The sequence below is a fragment of the Flavobacterium chryseum genome (assembly GCF_004362015.1).
Lineage (GTDB): Bacteria > Bacteroidota > Bacteroidia > Flavobacteriales > Flavobacteriaceae > Flavobacterium.
The window spans coordinates 1-16592 of record NZ_SNWW01000004.1 but is presented as its reverse complement, the minus strand read 5'-3'; the positions used below and the strand labels follow the sequence as shown (position 1 = coordinate 16592).

The window sequence follows — 16592 nt, the reverse complement described above, 5'->3', positions numbered from 1 at the left end:
TTAAAAAAACTGTCTTTATCTATAAAAGCCCATCGCTACACCGCCGTCTACATTCAGTGCGTTTCCTGTAGATTTATTCAGGAAGCCGCCAACAAATGCAAAACAGGCATTGGCAATATCATCAGGCAATATGATTTCGTTGAGTAAGGTGCGTTTGGCATAATATCCCGGTAATTCTGCTACCGTAATGCCATATGCTTTGGCTCTTCCTTCTGCCCAGCCTCCAGACCAAATGTTTGAATCTGAGATTACGGCATCAGGATTTACCGTGTTTACACGGATTTTATCCGGTCCGAGTTCCGCTGCCATAAGGCGTGTTAAATGTGCCTGCGCTGCTTTCGCTGAGCCGTAACCCGGATTGTTTGGTCCTGCAACAACCGCGTTTTTCGATACGATGTTTACAATATCACCTCCAAATCCTTGTTTGCGCATGACTTCGATTCCGGCTTTGGAAACTATAAATTGTCCTTTTACCAGAATATCGTACAATCTGTCCCATTCTTCAAGGGTGTGTTCCGCTATTGATTTTGAGATGCTGATTCCGGCATTGTTCACAATAATATCAGCGCCTCCAAAAGCTAAACAAGCCTGGTCTAACGCTTTTTCAGTACTTTTTTCATCGGTTACATTTAGTAATGTACTTGCAATGGCATCTTTCCCGAAGGTTTTGATAAAATCTGCTGTTGCTTCCTGTAGTCGCTCTTCGTTGATATCGTTGATTACGACACAAGCGCCTTCCTGAGCAAATTTCTTGGCAATTGCTTTTCCAATTCCTCCGGCTGAACCTGTTATAACAGCTATTCTTCCAGACAAGGCTTTTGGTTTTGGCATTCTTTGCAATTTGGCTTCTTCGAGTAACCAATATTCGATATCGAAAGCTTCCTGATGCGGCAATGAAGTATATTCTGAAACCGCTTCTGCGCCTTTCATTACATTCACGGCATTCACATAATATTCTGATGCCAATCTTGCCATGGTTTTATCCTTGGCAAAAGTGAACATTCCAACTCCCGGATATAAGATTACCACAGGATTTGGGTCACGCATTGCCGGTGAATTTGATTTTTTACAAGCGTTGTAATATTCTTTATACATGGCTCTGTACCCCTCAAAATCAGGTGTTAATTTGGCTTTGATGGCATTTACATCTGATAAATCTTCATTTGGATCCAATTCCAAAACAAGCGGGCTGATTTTGGTTCTTAAAAAGTGGTCCGGACAAGAGGTTCCAAGTGGAGCCAGTTTTTTCAAATCATTAGAATTGATGAATTCCAAAACTCTTTGATCATCAGTATAATGTCCAATCATTTGGCGTTCTGAGGAGCAGAATCCTCTTAAAATCGGAGCAACTTTCGCTGCTTTTAGTTTTCTTGCTTCTTCTGGCAGGCTTTCTATTTTTTGTCCTCCAAAAACAGGACGTTTTTTTCCGTAATTATTTTCAAGATAAGTCGCGCATTTCTCGATTACTTCAAGCGTGTTGATATAACTTTCGTATGATGTATCGCCCCAGGTGAATAAACCGTGAGAGCCTAACATTATTCCTCTTAATTTTTTGCCTTTTTTCTCTGCTTCTTCGAGACAGCTTCTTAGTTGAAGTCCCAAATCAAAACCCGGACGCTGCCAGCCTACCCAGCCAATTTCGCCGTCGAATAATTCTTCGGTGATTTTTGCTCCGTCTTTGGCTGCTGCAATTGCAATTGCCGCATCAGGATGAAGGTGATCAATATGTTTGAAGGGTAAAAATCCGTGTAACGGTGTGTCGATTGACGGCGCTTTTGAAGCTAAATCAAAAATACAATGATTGAATAATTCTACCATTTCATCTTCGAATTCGATGCCTTTGTAAACGTTTTCAAGATTACGAAGTCTTTCTAAATACAATGCCGCACAGCCCGATTTGGTAAGCGTTCCGATATCTCCTCCCGAACCTTTGATCCACATTACCTCTGAGCTTGCTCCGGTTAAAGGATCTTTATCAGTGATTTTTACAGAAGTGTTTCCGCCTCCGTAATTGGTTAATCGCAAATCGGCTCCAAGTAAATTAGAACGATAAATGAAAAGCCCAACTTCATCGCCTGCCAATGCTGCCGCCTTAGACTCCTCCCAAAGATAGCTTACGTGCTTAAAATTCATATCTATAGTATTTTTATTCAACATTTTTGATATTATATATTTGGTTGTTTATAATATTGTTTTGTAAAATAAGAGAATGTAAAAAACATAACTATCCTGTACTATCCTTTACAAAAAAGGTCGTATCGTATTGATAACTAAATATTAACATGTATAATTGACTGTAAAACAAAATAATAATTGAGAAAGAGAATTAAAATTCTTGTAATTACATGAAAATTAGGCGGAAGCTATTAAATTGAGGATGCGAAAGTGAAGTAAAATAAAAATTGAATTGACGCAAATTTAAATTCTACTTTACTTATGGAATTCTAAAAATGTAATTTAAAAGCTATTTTTTTTCTTCAGAATTTAGTTCCTGAAATAAAAAATGCTTCCGGATTTCATCAACAAAATTGATTTATTCGGGAAGCATTTTTCTTTAATTTAAGTTTTAATCAATATTAAAAACTCAAAGCTTATAAAATGATTGGGCATTTTCATACCAAATTTTATTTTGATCCTGAACGGAGAATTGAGCAATATAATCTTCTAAAGTCTTTACGACTTCTGTGTAATCTGAAGCTACATTACACACGGGCCAATCTGATCCGAACATTAAGTTATCAACAGAAAAATTTTCGAAAACAACATCTAAGTAAGGTTTTAAATCATTCGGTTTCCAGGATTGCCAATTGGCTTCTGTTACCATTCCGGAGATTTTGCACATTACATTTTCAGCTTTTGCAATTGTTGAAATACCTTTTTTCCAGGATAAAATATCGCCTGATTTTATATCCGGTTTTGCAATATGATCAACCACAAAAGACTGATCAGGAAACTGGTTTACCAAATGTATTGCCGCCGGTAATTGATGATGAAAAATAAGAATATCGTAGGTGTAATTAAATTGTTTTAAAGCAGCGATTCCGTTTTGAAAATCTTTTCGCAACATAAAATCATCGGGTTCACCTTGAACAACGTGCCTGAAACCTTTTATTTTTTTGTGATTTGAAAAGTAAATCAAACGCTCTTCAATATTTTGATTTCGCAAATCTACCCAACCCACAATTCCTTTTATAAATTCATTTTTGGCAGCCAAATCAACTAAAAAATTCGTTTCTTCTTCTGATTGACTGGCCTGAACGGCAACACAACCTGAAAATTGATTTTGTTGAAGTAATGGAAAAAGATCTTTGGGCAAAAAATCTCTTTGAATTTTCTGCATTGAATCATCAATCAAACTATCTCTTATTGGATCAAATTTCCAGAAATGTTGATGTGCATCAATTCGGTTCATGATTTTTTAATTTACATCGTTGATTAAAGCGCGATCTAAATGCACGTATCCGCCATCAACAAAAACAAATTGCCCTGTTGTGTGCGATGAACGATCTGAAATTATGAAAAGTACTGTGTCTGCAATTTCCTCTGTTTTGGTCATTCTTCCCTCAAACGGAATACTTTTATTGATTTTTTTTAAAACCGCTTCGCCGTCGGGTAATGTTTCAATCCAGTCTTCGTATGCCGGAGTATAACTTTCTGCAATAATAATCGCATTCGAACGAATTCCGTATTGAATTAAATCTACCGCCCATTCTCTGGTTAGTCCTAAAACTCCGCCTTTCGCAGCCGCATATCCTGAAGTTCCGCCTTGCCCGGTTAAAGCCACTTTTGAACCAATATTTAGAATATTTCCTTTTGATTCTTTTAGATATGGAAGTGCATATTTAACCATTAAAAAATAGCTCACTACATTTAGTTTCAAAGAATTCATGAACTCTTCATAACTTGAATCTAAACCTGCACCGTCATTTACTCCAACATTGTTAATTACGGCATCAATTCTTCCGTATTTTTCAACGATTTTTTTAACTGCATTTTCAATTTCGATTGGATCAGTCACATCTGTTTCTACAAATAAAGAATCGATTCCTCTTTTTTGAAATGCTGTTGCATAATCTGCTCCTCTGCTGTTTCTGTCAACTAAAACCGGAATCGCACCTTCATCTGCAATTCGGTTAATAATGGTTTCTCCAATACTGCCTTGTTTTCCTGCCGAACCCGACACGACAAAAATTTTATTTTTTAAATTTAAATCCATTTGTTGTGGTTATTTGAGATTTATCAATAGCTGTAAATATTTTTTAACACATAGAAACATAGTTTTCATAGCTTAAAAAAAGTCGTTTCACTTCAAATAAATCTCATAGTTTTACTATGTGAAAAAATCTTGATTTTCTAAAAATCATCTTCATTGCTTATTTTAAAATCTATGTTTCTATGTGTTTAAAATAACAATACGCAAAGCGTTACTCTAATTCTATTAATGCTTTAATTACATTATTTTTCGGATCAATTAATTGTCCAAAATCGGTAATCATTTCTGAAAAACTGGTTCTGTGCGTAATGTATTTTTTAGGATCTATTTTTCCGTTTTTCAGGCATTCCATTACATATTCAAAATCCTGAATTGTTGCATTTCTGCTGCTCATTAAAGTCGATTCTCTTTTGTGAAAATCGGGATGACTAAAACTCAATTCTCCTTTTTGAAGTCCAACCAAAACAAATCTTCCGCCATGCGAAATATAATTAAAAGCACTATTCATTACCTTTTGGTTTCCGGTTGCATCAATCACAACATTTGCCATGTCGCCATTGGTAATTTCTGCTAATCTTTGTGCTACATCTTCGTTTAACGGATTTATGGTTGCATCAGCATTCAATTCGTTTTTGCAAAAGTTTAATCTGTAATCGTTAATATCCATTACTATAACTTTTGCTCCGGCAATTTTTGCAAACTGAATCAATCCGATACCAATTGGTCCGGCACCCATTACCAAAACAGTATCATTTGCAGTAACCGCAGCTCTTCGTACTCCGTGCGCCGCAATTGCCAAAGGCTCAACTAATGCCAATTGATCGTAATCAAGACCTTGACCGTGCAATAAATATTGCTCCGGAATCGTAACATATTCGGCCATTCCACCATCAATATGAACTCCGAAAACTTTTATATTTACGCAGCAATTGGTGAGTCCGTTTCTACAAGCGACACATTTTCCGCAATTAAAATACGGAATAAAAGTTACTTTATCGTCTGGTTCAAAACCTTTTACATTTCCTTTTACATATTCTGCAGCAAGTTCGTGACCTAAAATTCTTGGGTATTCAAAATACGGCTGAGTTCCGCCAAAAGCGTGAATGTCAGTTCCGCAAATTCCTATTCTTTTTATCTTTAACAATACCTCACCTTCTTTTGGTTCGGGTATTGGTTTTTCTTTTAATTTAAATTCCTGCGGTTTTTCGCATACAATAAATTTCATCTTAGAATTTTCTTTTTAATTACTTTTTGTATGCTACTGCAGTTTGTTTGCTTGTACCCAAACCTTCAATTCCAAGTTCTACAACATCGCCGGCTTTTAGGTAAATCGGATCTGGTTTTATACCAAGTCCAACTCCCGGAGGCGTTCCTGTACTGATAATATCGCCAGGAAGCAACGTCATAAACTGGCTTAAATAATGTAATAAATATGGAATTTTGAAAACTAAATTCAGCGTATTACTGTCCTGATATTTTTTACCATTAACTGTTAACCACATCGATAAATTATCAACATCTTTTACTTCATCTTTAGTCGCCAAAAAGGGTCCAAGAGGAGCAAATGTGTCGCATCCTTTACCTTTTGCCCATTGTCCGCCGCGCTCGATTTGAAATTCTCTTTCGCTGTAATCATTCAATAAAGCGTAACCCGCAACATAATCTAAAGCTTCTGCTTCATCTACATAACTCGCTTTTTTACCTACTACAAATGCCAGTTCCACTTCCCAATCTGTTTTTACACTATTCTTAGGTATAATTACATCATCGTCAGGCCCGCATAATGAAGTTGTTGATTTAAAAAAGATGATTGGTTCTGTCGGAATTGGCGCTCCGGTTTCTTTGCAATGATCTACATAATTTAAACCGATACATATTATTTTCGAAGGTCTCGCAACAGGAGATCCCAAACGTACACTTGAATCGACTTCTGGCAAAGTGGGATTACTTTCTAATGCTTTTTGTAATTTCTCTAAACCGTCTTCTTCAAAAAAACTTTCGTTAAAGTCTGAAACGATTGATGAAACATCATATCTTTTTTCACCAATTAAAACTCCTGGTTTTTCTTTTCCGATTTCTCCAAAACGTATTAATTTCATATTTTATTTTTTAAGGTTCTAAGTTGCTAAGGTCCTGAGGTTCTAAGTTTTTTTACTCTTAGTATCTTAGAACCTTAGCTCCTTTTTTATTCATTTTTTAAGTTGCCAGTTCCATTGTAACTAAGACTTTAAGTATAAAAACCGTAGCATCTTAGCACCTCAGAACCTTAGTACCTTTTCTAGTTATTTAACTTGATAAATCCTCCGTCGATTGGGTAATCGCAGCCGGTTATAAATCCTGCTTCGTCGCTGCATAAATATAATGCTAACGCTGCAATTTCATCTGGTTTTCCCATTCTGCCAATAGGTTGTGATTGTGATAATTTTTCGAACATTTCGGCTTCTTTTCCAGCGTAATTTTTCGAAATAAAACCATCAACAAAAGGAGTGTGAACCCTTGCCGGAGAAATAGAATTGCAACGAATATTTTCTCCTATGTAATCTTTTGCAACAGATAATGTCATTGCCATAACGGCTCCTTTTGCTGTTGAATAAGCAAAACGATCCGGAATACCAACCCACGCCGCAATTGATGCCATATTGATAATTACGCCACCATTTGAGAGCCTAAATTGTGGAATCGCCGCAAACAAACAATTGTATACGCCTTTTACATTTACATCCATAACACGATCAAAATCAGCTTCTGCTGTGGTATCTACTTTTCCAACATTTGCAATTCCTGCATTATTGATTAGAATATTAATGTTGCCGATTTTTTCAAATGTTGCAACAACTTCTTTCTGGTCAGCTACATTACAGGCATACGAAAAGGCAGTTCCTCCAGCTTTTTTAATTTCGTCTAAAGTTTCTTGTGCGCTTTCAAGTGATAAATCTATAATATGCACTTCTGCTCCTTGTTTTGCAAACAAAGTAGCAATTGCTCTTCCTATTCCGCTGCCTCCGCCGGTAACAACTGTTTTTTTATTTTTTAATGAAAACATTTTATTCTTATTTAGTCATTTATGTATTTTCTGTTGATTCACATTTAATAAATGTAAAAACCACAATTACAAAAGTAATTTTAAATATTAATATTTGAGAAATATTTTCAAATGAATACTCTAAAATGAGTAAACTTTAATAAATTATAACATTTTTTGTGCGGTTTGTAAAAAAAATCCTGTTCTGATTCATATACTTTAAAAAATGACTGTTAATAAATGCTTCATTTATTGTTCAAGTCAATCTTATTTCTATTTTTGTAATTGTGTTTTTTACATTTATTAATTTTCAAATAAATCATTACCCATAAATTATTCAAGAATGAAGCTACTAAAAGGGATTACCTGGAATCACACAAGAGGTTTGTTGCCAATGGTTGCTACAGCACAGCGGTTTACAGAACTTAATCCAGATATTGAGATTACCTGGGAGAAAAGAAGTTTACAGGAATTTGCCGATGCTTCTATCGAAGATTTAGCAAAACGATTTGATCTTTTGGTAATTGATCATCCGTGGACAGGCTTTGGAGCGCAAACAAATGCAATCCTTCCTCTATCTGATTATTTATCGACAGCATATATAAAGGACCAGGAAATAAATACAGTTGGCCGCTCTTACGGAAGTTATGTTTTTCATAATAAATTATGGGCGTTACCAATTGACGCTGCTACTCCGGTTGCCTCGGCACGTTTGGATATTCTGGAAAAACAAGGATTGAAAGTTCCTGAAACTTATGATGATTTATTGGCTTTGGCTAAAAAAGGATTAGTGGCTTTTGCCGGAATTCCTGTTGATGTTTTAATGAGTCTTTATATGTTTTGCTGCAGCCTTGGCGAAGCTCCTTTTCAATCTGACGAAAAAGTGATTTCTGCTGAAACTGGAAAAAAGGCTTTGCAGATGTTTAGAGAATTGGCTCAACTAATAAATCCAGCTAATTTTAACCGGAACCCAATTCAGGTTTATGAAGCGATGGTAAATTCTGACGAAATTGCTTATTGCCCTTTTGCTTACGGATATTCTAATTATTCAAGAACAGGTTACAGTAAAAATTTGCTTCATTTTTATGATTTGGTTCGTTTAAACAATAATCCGATGATTAGCTCTTTGGGCGGAACCGGATTGGCTGTTTCTTCTTTTAATAAAAACATTCCCGAAGCTATAAAATATGCTGAATTTACGGGATCATCTCAGGTTCAGCAAAATATATTCGCTGATAATGGCGGACAACCGGGTCACTTACAGGCATGGAAAAGTAACCGAATTAATGCTTTAACCAATGACTATTTCAAAAATACTTTACCCACTTTAGAAAGAGCATTTTTACGCCCAAGATATTCCGGACATATGTATTTTCAGGATCATGCCGGCGATGTTGTTCGTGATTATTTGATGAAGGGCGGAAACGAAGAATTAGTTTTAGAAGAAATGAACTCACTTTATACGAAGTCTTTAAACTTGCAAACCACATGAAACCATTAGAAGGATTAGTTGTTTTAGAATTCTGCCAGTTTTTGGCGGGACCTTCTGCCGGGCTAAAATTAGCTGATTTAGGCGCGCGAGTCATTAAAATTGAACGCCCCGTAAAAGGCGAAGCTTGCAGGCAACTTAGTATAAAAGATCTTTTTGTTGATGAGAGCAGTTTGCTGTTTCACACTATTAACAGAAATAAAGAATCATTTGCGGCTGATCTTAAAAACCCAGATGATTTAATTTTAATAAAAAAATTAATTGCCAAGGCAGATATTATGACACATAATTTCAGACCTGGCGTAATGGAAAAAATAGGTTTAGATTTCAGTGAAACGCTATCTATTAATCCAAAAATAATATACGGAACGATTACTGGTTACGGAACTATTGGTCCGTGGGCAAAAAAACCAGGACAAGATTTATTATTGCAATCGCTTTCAGGATTGAGTTGGTTAAGCGGCAGAAAAAGTCAGGGTCCGATTCCGTTTGGTCTGGCTGTAGCCGATTTAATGTGCGGAAATCATTTTGTACAGGGAATTTTAGCGGCTTTACTGAAAAGAGCCAAAACCGGAAAAGGAGTTTTGGTCGAAGTAAGTTTGTTAGAATCTGTTTTAGATGTACAATTTGAAGCAATTACTTCTTTCTTAAATGATGGCGGACAGTTGCCGGAAAGAGGCGATGTTAAAGGAAGTGCGCACGCTTTTCTTAGCGCTCCATACGGAATATACAAAACTGAAGACGGTTATATTTCTCTGGCCATGGGAGATTTACTTTTTATTGGAAATACGCTGGGCGTTGCTTTACAAAAGTATGCTGACAAGCAGCTTTGGTTTGAAAAAAGAGATGAAATCAGAGTACTATTAAGTGAACAATTGTCAACTCAAAAATCTGATTATTGGTTGAGTTTACTTCAAAAAGAAGGAATTTGGTCTGGAAAAGTTCTCAATTATGAAGAATTAGACAATCAATCTTTTGTGAATGAATTGGAATTGAAACAAACTGTTCAGAATTCTGCTGGAAAAAAAATAATAACAACCAGAAGTCCAATTCAGCTTGACGGGAAAATTTTAACAAGCATAAAAGCAGCTCCAAAAGTTGGGGAAGATAATGTGAAAATACATGAACAATTTTTAAACGAATAGGAATGAAACCATTAGAAGATTATTTAATAGTAGATTTTAGTCAGTTTCTTTCAGGTCCTTCAGCAAGTTTACGATTGGCTGATTTGGGCGCGCGCGTTATAAAAATTGAAAAACCGGGAACTGGAGATATTTGCAGAACTTTATATACTTCTGACTTGATTATGAATGGAGAATCTTCTGTTTTTCATACCATTAACAGAAATAAAGAATCTTTTGCCATAGATTTTAAGCAAGCCGAAGAACTCGAGAAATTAAAAAAATTATTAGCAAAGGCCGATGTAGTCATGCATAATTTCAGACCAGGAGTTATGGAACGAATAGGTTTAAGTTATGAAGATGTTGCAGTAATTAATCCAACTATTGTTTATGCTTCGATTTCGGGTTTTGGAAATCACCCTGATTTAAAAGATTTACCGGGACAAGATTTATTGTTGCAATCCTTAACAGCTTTAACCTGGTTAAGTGGCAATCAGGACGATGGCCCGGTACCCATGGGCTTGTCAATTGTTGATATGTTGGCCGGAGCGCATTTGGCTCAGGGAATTTTAGCGGCTTTATATCGAAAAGCCATACATAATATTGGAGCTTCTGTTCAGGTAAGTATGTTAGAATCTGCTTTCGATTTTCAGTTTGAAACCATCACTACTTTTTTTAATGACGGAGGAGAATTGCCTGTTCGAACCAAAACTAATAATGCTCACGCTTATTTGGGTGCGCCTTACGGAATTTATAAAACCAACAATGGCTTTTTAGCTTTGGCAATGGGCTCGATTCCTGTTTTGGCTTCGCTTTTAAAATGTGACGCTTTATTGCAATTTCCGGAGAACAAATTCCATTTAAGAGATGAAATTAAAAATATTTTAGCCACACATTTACAAACTCAAAATACAGATTTTTGGTTGAGTATTTTAGAACCTGCTGACATTTGGTGCGCCGGAGTTTTAAACTATCAAGAGCTTTTTGCTGAAGAAGGATTTAAAATTTTAGATTTTACACAAGAAGTTCAAATGTTAGATGGCTATTCCTATCAAACAACAAGATGCCCGATTAAAATAGATGGAGAATATCTAACTTCTGGTAAAGGCTCTCCAAAATTAGGACAAGACAACGAGAAAATCATTAAAGAATTTATAGCTATATAATGGGAAAATTACGAATAGCTGTTAGAAAGTTTGATCCTTTTGAAAGTACGCTTCAAAAGCTTTGGGATTTGTTTTGCCTTAAAAATAATGTTTCTATTGAGGTTGAAATGGTTCCTTTAGAATTGCATAATCTTTATGAAGAAACGATTACGAAAAAAGGTTTGAAAAACGGAACCTGGGATATTGCACATATTAATACCGATTGGATATTTGATGCCGCCAACGAAAAAGCGGTGCTTGATTTAACATCATTTATTAATCAAAATCCACCTCAGGATTATCCTGAAGGCTGGCACCAATCATTATTGCATTTACAACAAATAAAAAACAGCACTTACGGACTGCCATTTCACGATGGCCCTGAATGCTTAATTTTTAGAAAAGATTTATTTGAAGATTTAGCCGAAAAAGAAAATTTTAAAAATCAGTTTGGTTATGAATTAAATCCCCCGAAAACCTGGGAACAATTTGCTCAAATAGCCGAGTTTTTTAATAGACCTGATCAGAATCTTTACGGTTGTGTTTTTGCAAATTATCCGGACGGACATAATATGGTTTTTGATTTTTGCCTTCAATTATGGACACGTGGAGGATCATTAGTAGATGTCCAAAATCAGATTAATATTAATCAAAGTGCAGCAATTGAAGCTTTAGATTTTTACAGAACAATTGTAAATAATGAAAAAGCTGTTCATCCGAAATCTAAAAAATTTGGTTCTGTTGAAGCTGGAATGGCTTTCGCCGAAGGAGAAGCGGCAATGGCAATTAATTGGTTTGGATTTGCATCGATGTGTGAAATAATCGAAGAATCGAAAGTAAAAGGCAAAGTAGATATCACGGAACTTCCGTTTGATAAAAACCATAAAACGGCTTCTTTGAATGTTTATTGGCTGTATACAATTGGCATTGGCAGCAAGCACAAAGAACTTGCCTACGATTTTTTAAGATTTGCAACCACAGCAAAAAGCGATAAATTACTAACGAATGAAGGAGGAATTGGCTGCAGAAAATCAACCTGGAATGATGTGGAAATAAACAAAACTATTCCGTTTTATCATAAACTTGAAATGCTTCACGAAAATGCTTTAACCTTACCACAAACTCCGGTTTGGCCAAAAGTTGCAGCGTTGATAGATGAAATGGTTTTGAAAGCGATAGAAAGCGACATTCAGTCTAAAAATTTATTAGAGGAAACTCAAAATACGATTCAAAAAATTATTTAAGATGAATATTCCATATAAACCATTATTACCGGAAACAAATCAGCCCATCATTATTATTGGTGCGAGTGGTATTGTAAAAGATGCCCACTTACCTGCTTATGAAATGGCTGGATTTACTGTCTTCGGTATTACAAACAGAACTATTTCCAAGGCACATGATTTGGCTAAGCAATTTAAAATAGCACATGTTTTTGAATCTGTTACCGATGCAGTAAAAAATGCTCCATCAAATGCTGTATATGATATTACTGTTCTTCCTGATCAATATATTGAGATTTTAGAACAGCTTCCTGATGGTGCTGCAGTGCTAATTCAAAAACCAATGGGAAATGATTTAGCTCAAGCTCTTGAAATTGTTGCTGTTTGTGAGAGAAAAAATTTGGTCGCTGCTATTAATTTTCAATTGCGTTTTGCCTCTTTCGTGAGCTCAGCAAGATATTTAATTAATGAAGGAATCATTGGCGAATTATATGATTTAGAATTTAAAGTCACTGTTAATACACCGTGGGAATTATTTCCTCTTATTAAGGAACACCCAAGATTAGAAATTCTTTTTCATAGTGTTCACTATATCGATTGCATACGTTCATTTCTGGGAAATCCAAAAAGTGTGATGGCAAAAACAGCAAAACATCCACTAAAAAAGTTATCCTCCAGCCGATCGACTATTATTTTAGATTATGGAGAAACCAAACACGTCGTTATAAATACCAATCATGATCATCATTTTGGGCCGAAACATGAAGAAAGTTACATTAAATGGGAAGGAACAAAAGGCGCCATTAAAGCTAAGATGGGATTATTAATGAATTATCCTGACGGTTTGCCTGACATTTTTGAATACGCAGTTGAGAATGAAGAAGGCAAATATGAATGGAAAGAAATAAAACTCGAAGGCTCATGGTTTCCGGAAGCTTTTATCGGAACAATGTCTAACCTAATGCCCTATAAAGAAGGTTCAGATCAAAAATTATTAGCGAGTGTGCAAGACGTTTTAGATACCATGAAAGTAGTTGAAGCCTGTTACATCAGCAATGAAAACGGAGGCATTTTATTAAGTTAGATGTTAAATGTTATAAGTCAGAAGTTTAATAGTTTTTAAAAATTGAATGCAAAACCAACTGACTTTTAAAATAAATCTCACAATTTACAATTCACAATTAAAATATATGTATTTCAAATCCACCTTTTTTGAAGATTATCAGCTTAATGATAAAAGAGTTACATTAGGCAGAACCATTACAGAAACTGATTTTGTGGTTCACGCAGGACATACAGGAGACTTTTTTCCACATCATATGGATGAGGAATGGTGTAAAACTCAACCTTTCGGTCAACGCATCGCTCATGGAACTATGGTTTTTAGTATTGGTATTGGTTTAACAGCATCTGAAATTAATCCGGAAGCTTTTTCTAAAGGATATGATCGTATGCGATTTGTAAAACCGGTTCATATTGGTGATACCATTCATTCAGAAATCACCATTTCAGAAAAAGGAGAAGCTAAAAAACCAGATATGGGAACAGTTACCGAACATGTTGAAATTATCAATCAAAAAGGTGAAGTCGTTCTCGTTTGCGATCATTTATTATTAGTAAAAAAGAATCTTTAATAGAAGGTACAAAGCAGCAAAGTTGCAAAGGTACAGAGGTTTTTAATCTGAACGTATAAATCTTTGTCTCTTGAATCTTTGTCCCTCCGAACCTTTAAAAAAACTAACTATGCAAATAACCAACCAAATTGGCGATCAACATGAAGCCGCAACAGAAACAGGAAAAGGAACAAAATATCTTTTGCCTTTCATTTTAATAACAAGCTTATTTTTCCTTTGGGGAATGGCTCATAATCTGGATTCTATTTTAATTCCACACTTAAAAAAAGCCTGTGAATTAAATAATCGTCAATCAACATTAATTGATACTTCCGTATTTTTTGCTTATTTCATTATGGCAATTCCTGCCGGAATGCTGATTAAACGATTTGGCTACAAAAATAGTATCATAACAGGTTTATTAGTTTTCGCTACCGGAGCTTTTCTGTTTGTGCCTGCAGCAAACACACGAACTTATGAATTATTTTTGTTTGCTTTATTTGTAATTGGATGTGGCTTAACCATTCTGGAAACTAGTGCAAATCCTTATGCAGCTATTTTAGGTCCACCGGAATCATCTTCAAAAAGATTAAATTTAGCAGCATCTTTTAATGGTTTAGCAGCAATGGTTGCTCCAATTGTAGGATCATTATTTATTCTTTCAGGAAAAACCCATACACCAGAACAAATGGCTGCCATGCCAGATGCAACAAAAGCCGCTTATTTATTAGAAGAAGCTTCATCTGTAAAATTACCTTATATCATTCTTGGAAGTGTGCTGGTTTTAGTTGCCATATTATTTTATTTTATGCATTTACCTTCTATGAAACCACAACATACAGAAGTTGAAGCTAAACCAGGATTTTTCTCTGTTTTAAAGTTTTCTCATTTAAGCTGGGCCGTAGTCGCACAATTTTTTTATGTTGGAGCGCAGGTTTGTATTACCAGTTTTTTCATTAGAATTGCACAACAAGGAGCTGGATTAGATGAAAAAACAGCGGGATATTATCTTGGAATCTATGGTTTTCTTTTTATGGCCGGACGCTTTATCGGAACTTTCTTTTTGAAGTTTGTAAAAGATTATGTTTTGCTTTCAATCTATTGCATAATTAGTATTCTACTTTGTCTAGTAGCAATTTACGGAACAGGAATTTATGTGATTTATGCGCTTGGTGGAATCGGATTTTTTATGTCGATTATGTTTCCAACTATTTTTTCATTAGGCTTGGTTGGATTAAAATCAAATACTGAAACGGGTTCTTCATGGTTAGTAATGTCAATTGTAGGTGGTGCAATCTTACCTTACGGAATGGGAACTTTAATTGACATTAATCATGATGATATTCAATCGGGCTATATTATTCCTTTAGCATGTTTTATTATCATTCTTTCTTTTGGTGTGTTTGGGCACAAAGTAAAGAATAGTGTTTCATCTTAATTAATTTTTTAATTTTATATAAATCTTCCAAGGTGTTATTGTTGTATTGAATACGCCTTGGATTTTTTTTAAATAAATTACAAAGATTCCATTTTAAAATGAAAAATACGCTTCAGAAAATTTACTTATTACTACTTTTCTTTGCCAATATATTATCTGCTCAACAAAATAAAAGCATTTATGCCATTGTGGTGGCTATAGATGGAAGCGGGAATTTTACTAAAGTTCAGGAAGCATTTGATGCCGTTCCTGATAATAGTTTGAAACGTACTATCATTTTTGTTAAAGCTGGCACATATAAAGAAAAATTAAAGCTCATATCAAGCAAGAAAAATGTAACCCTAATTGGTGAGTCTTATAAAAATACGATTCTTACTTATGATGATTATGCAGAAATTGCTGGAGGAACCAGTAAATCATTTAGCACTTTAATTGAAGCTGATGGTTTTTCTGCAGAAAATATTACGTTTAAAAATACAATTGATAGCTATTTGCCACAATATAAGAAAGGAGGACAGGCTGTAGCTTTAATGATTAATGGTGATAGATCAATATTTCATAACTGCAAAATAAGTGGCTTTCAGGATACTTTTTATCTTAAAGCAAATAAGAGAACCTATATAAAAGATTGCATTATTGATGGCACTACAGATTTTATTTTCGGTTCTGGTATCGCTTTATTTGAAAATTGCTTTATTCAAAGTAAGGGAGGTTCATATATTACCGCAAGCAATCAGGATCTCGGAAAGAACAAATACGGTTTTGTCTTTAAAGATTGTGTTGTGATGGAATATCCCAAAGGAGCTGCTCCAAATGTATCTTTAGGAAGACCATGGGGAGCTGGAGCAAATGTAGTTTTTATTCATTGTTTTGAAGAGTCACATATTATTCCTGATGGCTGGTCTGTATGGTCAAAAGAGCCAGAACATAAAGCTTACAATAATTGGAAAACCACTTTTTATGCCGAATATAATTGTTACGGCCCAGTTTTTAAACCAAATGCTCGCATACCTTGGTCACATCAATTAAATAAAACAGAAGCTTCGGAATATACTAAAGAAAAAATATTTGCAGCTAATTCTACAACGGCAAACATTCTTGATGTAGATTGGAATCCAATAATTGATAAAGACAAATGCAATTCTATATTACCAGCGAAGAAAGCTAAAAATGCCGATTTAGTTTTTGAAAAAGGATTCCATTAATCAGAAATACATAATCTCAAACCCATTGTAAACGAAAAAACCCTTCATCTTATGATGAAGGGTTTTTAAAAAGAAAGGCGACGACATACTCTCCCACATAACTGCAGTACCATCTGCGCAGGC

The 16592-nt window shown here is 35.1% G+C and carries 14 protein-coding genes; 8 read left to right on the top strand and 6 right to left on the bottom strand.

The features are described 5' to 3' along the window. Positions 1-15 precede the first annotated feature (15 nt). The 6 genes from EV143_RS09040 to EV143_RS09015 all read right to left on the bottom strand — a co-directional run bounded on the left by EV143_RS09040 (position 16) and on the right by EV143_RS09015 (position 7256). Positions 16-2157, bottom strand: coding sequence for a bifunctional aldolase/short-chain dehydrogenase (locus tag EV143_RS09040; protein ID WP_133507643.1), 2142 nt, complete (start codon positions 2155-2157; stop codon positions 16-18). A 427-nt stretch (positions 2158-2584) separates the two neighbouring features. Continuing rightward, the gene (locus EV143_RS09035; RefSeq protein WP_133507642.1) at positions 2585-3415 is read right to left on the bottom strand and encodes an amidohydrolase family protein; all 831 of its coding nucleotides are present in this window, start codon (positions 3413-3415) and stop codon (positions 2585-2587) included. A gap of 3 nt (positions 3416-3418) precedes the next feature. Then, a complete protein-coding gene (locus EV143_RS09030) occupies positions 3419-4216 on the bottom strand; it encodes an SDR family oxidoreductase (RefSeq protein WP_133507641.1) in 798 nt (265 codons plus the stop codon). Positions 4217-4424: 208 nt separating this feature from the next. Beyond that, positions 4425-5438: a zinc-binding alcohol dehydrogenase family protein gene (locus tag EV143_RS09025; protein WP_133507640.1), complete on the bottom strand. Its 1014-nt coding sequence runs from the start codon at positions 5436-5438 to the stop codon at positions 4425-4427. Positions 5439-5457: 19 nt separating this feature from the next. Beyond that, the gene (locus EV143_RS09020; RefSeq protein WP_133507639.1) at positions 5458-6312 is read right to left on the bottom strand and encodes a fumarylacetoacetate hydrolase family protein; all 855 of its coding nucleotides are present in this window, start codon (positions 6310-6312) and stop codon (positions 5458-5460) included. Between the two features lie 179 nt (positions 6313-6491). Further along, a complete protein-coding gene (locus EV143_RS09015) occupies positions 6492-7256 on the bottom strand; it encodes an SDR family NAD(P)-dependent oxidoreductase (RefSeq protein WP_133507638.1) in 765 nt (254 codons plus the stop codon). A gap of 322 nt (positions 7257-7578) precedes the next feature. Between EV143_RS09015 and EV143_RS09010 the strand changes: the two genes are divergently transcribed. The 8 genes from EV143_RS09010 (at position 7579) to EV143_RS08975 (ending at position 16469) form a co-directional block, all read left to right on the top strand. After that, positions 7579-8727, top strand: coding sequence for an ABC transporter substrate-binding protein (locus EV143_RS09010; protein WP_133507637.1), 1149 nt, complete (start codon positions 7579-7581; stop codon positions 8725-8727). Next, positions 8724-9869 carry a CaiB/BaiF CoA transferase family protein gene (locus tag EV143_RS09005; RefSeq protein WP_133507636.1) on the top strand — a complete coding sequence of 382 codons (1146 nt, stop codon included), beginning with the start codon at positions 8724-8726 and terminating at the stop codon, positions 9867-9869. The genes EV143_RS09010 and EV143_RS09005 overlap by 4 nt, the downstream gene beginning before the upstream one ends. 2 nt (positions 9870-9871) lie before the next feature. After that, positions 9872-11011, top strand: a complete 1140-nt coding sequence (locus EV143_RS09000) for a CaiB/BaiF CoA transferase family protein (RefSeq protein ID WP_133507635.1) — start codon at positions 9872-9874, stop codon at positions 11009-11011. Beyond that, positions 11011-12234 (top strand): extracellular solute-binding protein, encoded by a 1224-nt coding sequence (locus EV143_RS08995; protein WP_133507634.1) that lies wholly within the window; start codon positions 11011-11013, stop codon positions 12232-12234. Before EV143_RS09000 ends, EV143_RS08995 begins: the two co-directional genes overlap by 1 nt. A gap of 1 nt (position 12235) precedes the next feature. After that, entirely contained in the window at positions 12236-13297 is a 1062-nt protein-coding gene (locus tag EV143_RS08990; RefSeq protein WP_133507633.1) for a Gfo/Idh/MocA family protein, read from the top strand. A 106-nt stretch (positions 13298-13403) separates the two neighbouring features. After that, positions 13404-13847 (top strand): MaoC/PaaZ C-terminal domain-containing protein, encoded by a 444-nt coding sequence (locus tag EV143_RS08985; RefSeq protein WP_133507632.1) that lies wholly within the window; start codon positions 13404-13406, stop codon positions 13845-13847. A 109-nt stretch (positions 13848-13956) separates the two neighbouring features. After that, a complete protein-coding gene (gene fucP, locus EV143_RS08980) occupies positions 13957-15264 on the top strand; it encodes an L-fucose:H+ symporter permease (protein ID WP_133507631.1) in 1308 nt (435 codons plus the stop codon). 98 nt (positions 15265-15362) lie between these two features. Further along, positions 15363-16469 (top strand): pectinesterase family protein, encoded by a 1107-nt coding sequence (locus EV143_RS08975; protein ID WP_133507630.1) that lies wholly within the window; start codon positions 15363-15365, stop codon positions 16467-16469. Positions 16470-16592: the final 123 nt, after the last annotated feature.

Coding starts and splice junctions, on each gene's coding strand:
- EV143_RS09040 (WP_133507643.1), bottom strand. CDS start 2,157: ATGTTGAATAAAAATACTATAGATATGAATTTTAAGCACGTAAGCTAT.
- EV143_RS09030 (WP_133507641.1), bottom strand. CDS start 4,216: ATGGATTTAAATTTAAAAAATAAAATTTTTGTCGTGTCGGGTTCGGCA.
- EV143_RS09025 (WP_133507640.1), bottom strand. CDS start 5,438: ATGAAATTTATTGTATGCGAAAAACCGCAGGAATTTAAATTAAAAGAA.
- EV143_RS09020 (WP_133507639.1), bottom strand. CDS start 6,312: ATGAAATTAATACGTTTTGGAGAAATCGGAAAAGAAAAACCAGGAGTT.
- EV143_RS09015 (WP_133507638.1), bottom strand. CDS start 7,256: ATGTTTTCATTAAAAAATAAAAAAACAGTTGTTACCGGCGGAGGCAGC.
- EV143_RS09010 (WP_133507637.1), top strand. CDS start 7,579: ATGAAGCTACTAAAAGGGATTACCTGGAATCACACAAGAGGTTTGTTG.
- EV143_RS09005 (WP_133507636.1), top strand. CDS start 8,724: ATGAAACCATTAGAAGGATTAGTTGTTTTAGAATTCTGCCAGTTTTTG.
- EV143_RS09000 (WP_133507635.1), top strand. CDS start 9,872: ATGAAACCATTAGAAGATTATTTAATAGTAGATTTTAGTCAGTTTCTT.
- EV143_RS08995 (WP_133507634.1), top strand. CDS start 11,011: ATGGGAAAATTACGAATAGCTGTTAGAAAGTTTGATCCTTTTGAAAGT.
- EV143_RS08990 (WP_133507633.1), top strand. CDS start 12,236: ATGAATATTCCATATAAACCATTATTACCGGAAACAAATCAGCCCATC.
- EV143_RS08985 (WP_133507632.1), top strand. CDS start 13,404: ATGTATTTCAAATCCACCTTTTTTGAAGATTATCAGCTTAATGATAAA.
- fucP (WP_133507631.1), top strand. CDS start 13,957: ATGCAAATAACCAACCAAATTGGCGATCAACATGAAGCCGCAACAGAA.
- EV143_RS08975 (WP_133507630.1), top strand. CDS start 15,363: ATGAAAAATACGCTTCAGAAAATTTACTTATTACTACTTTTCTTTGCC.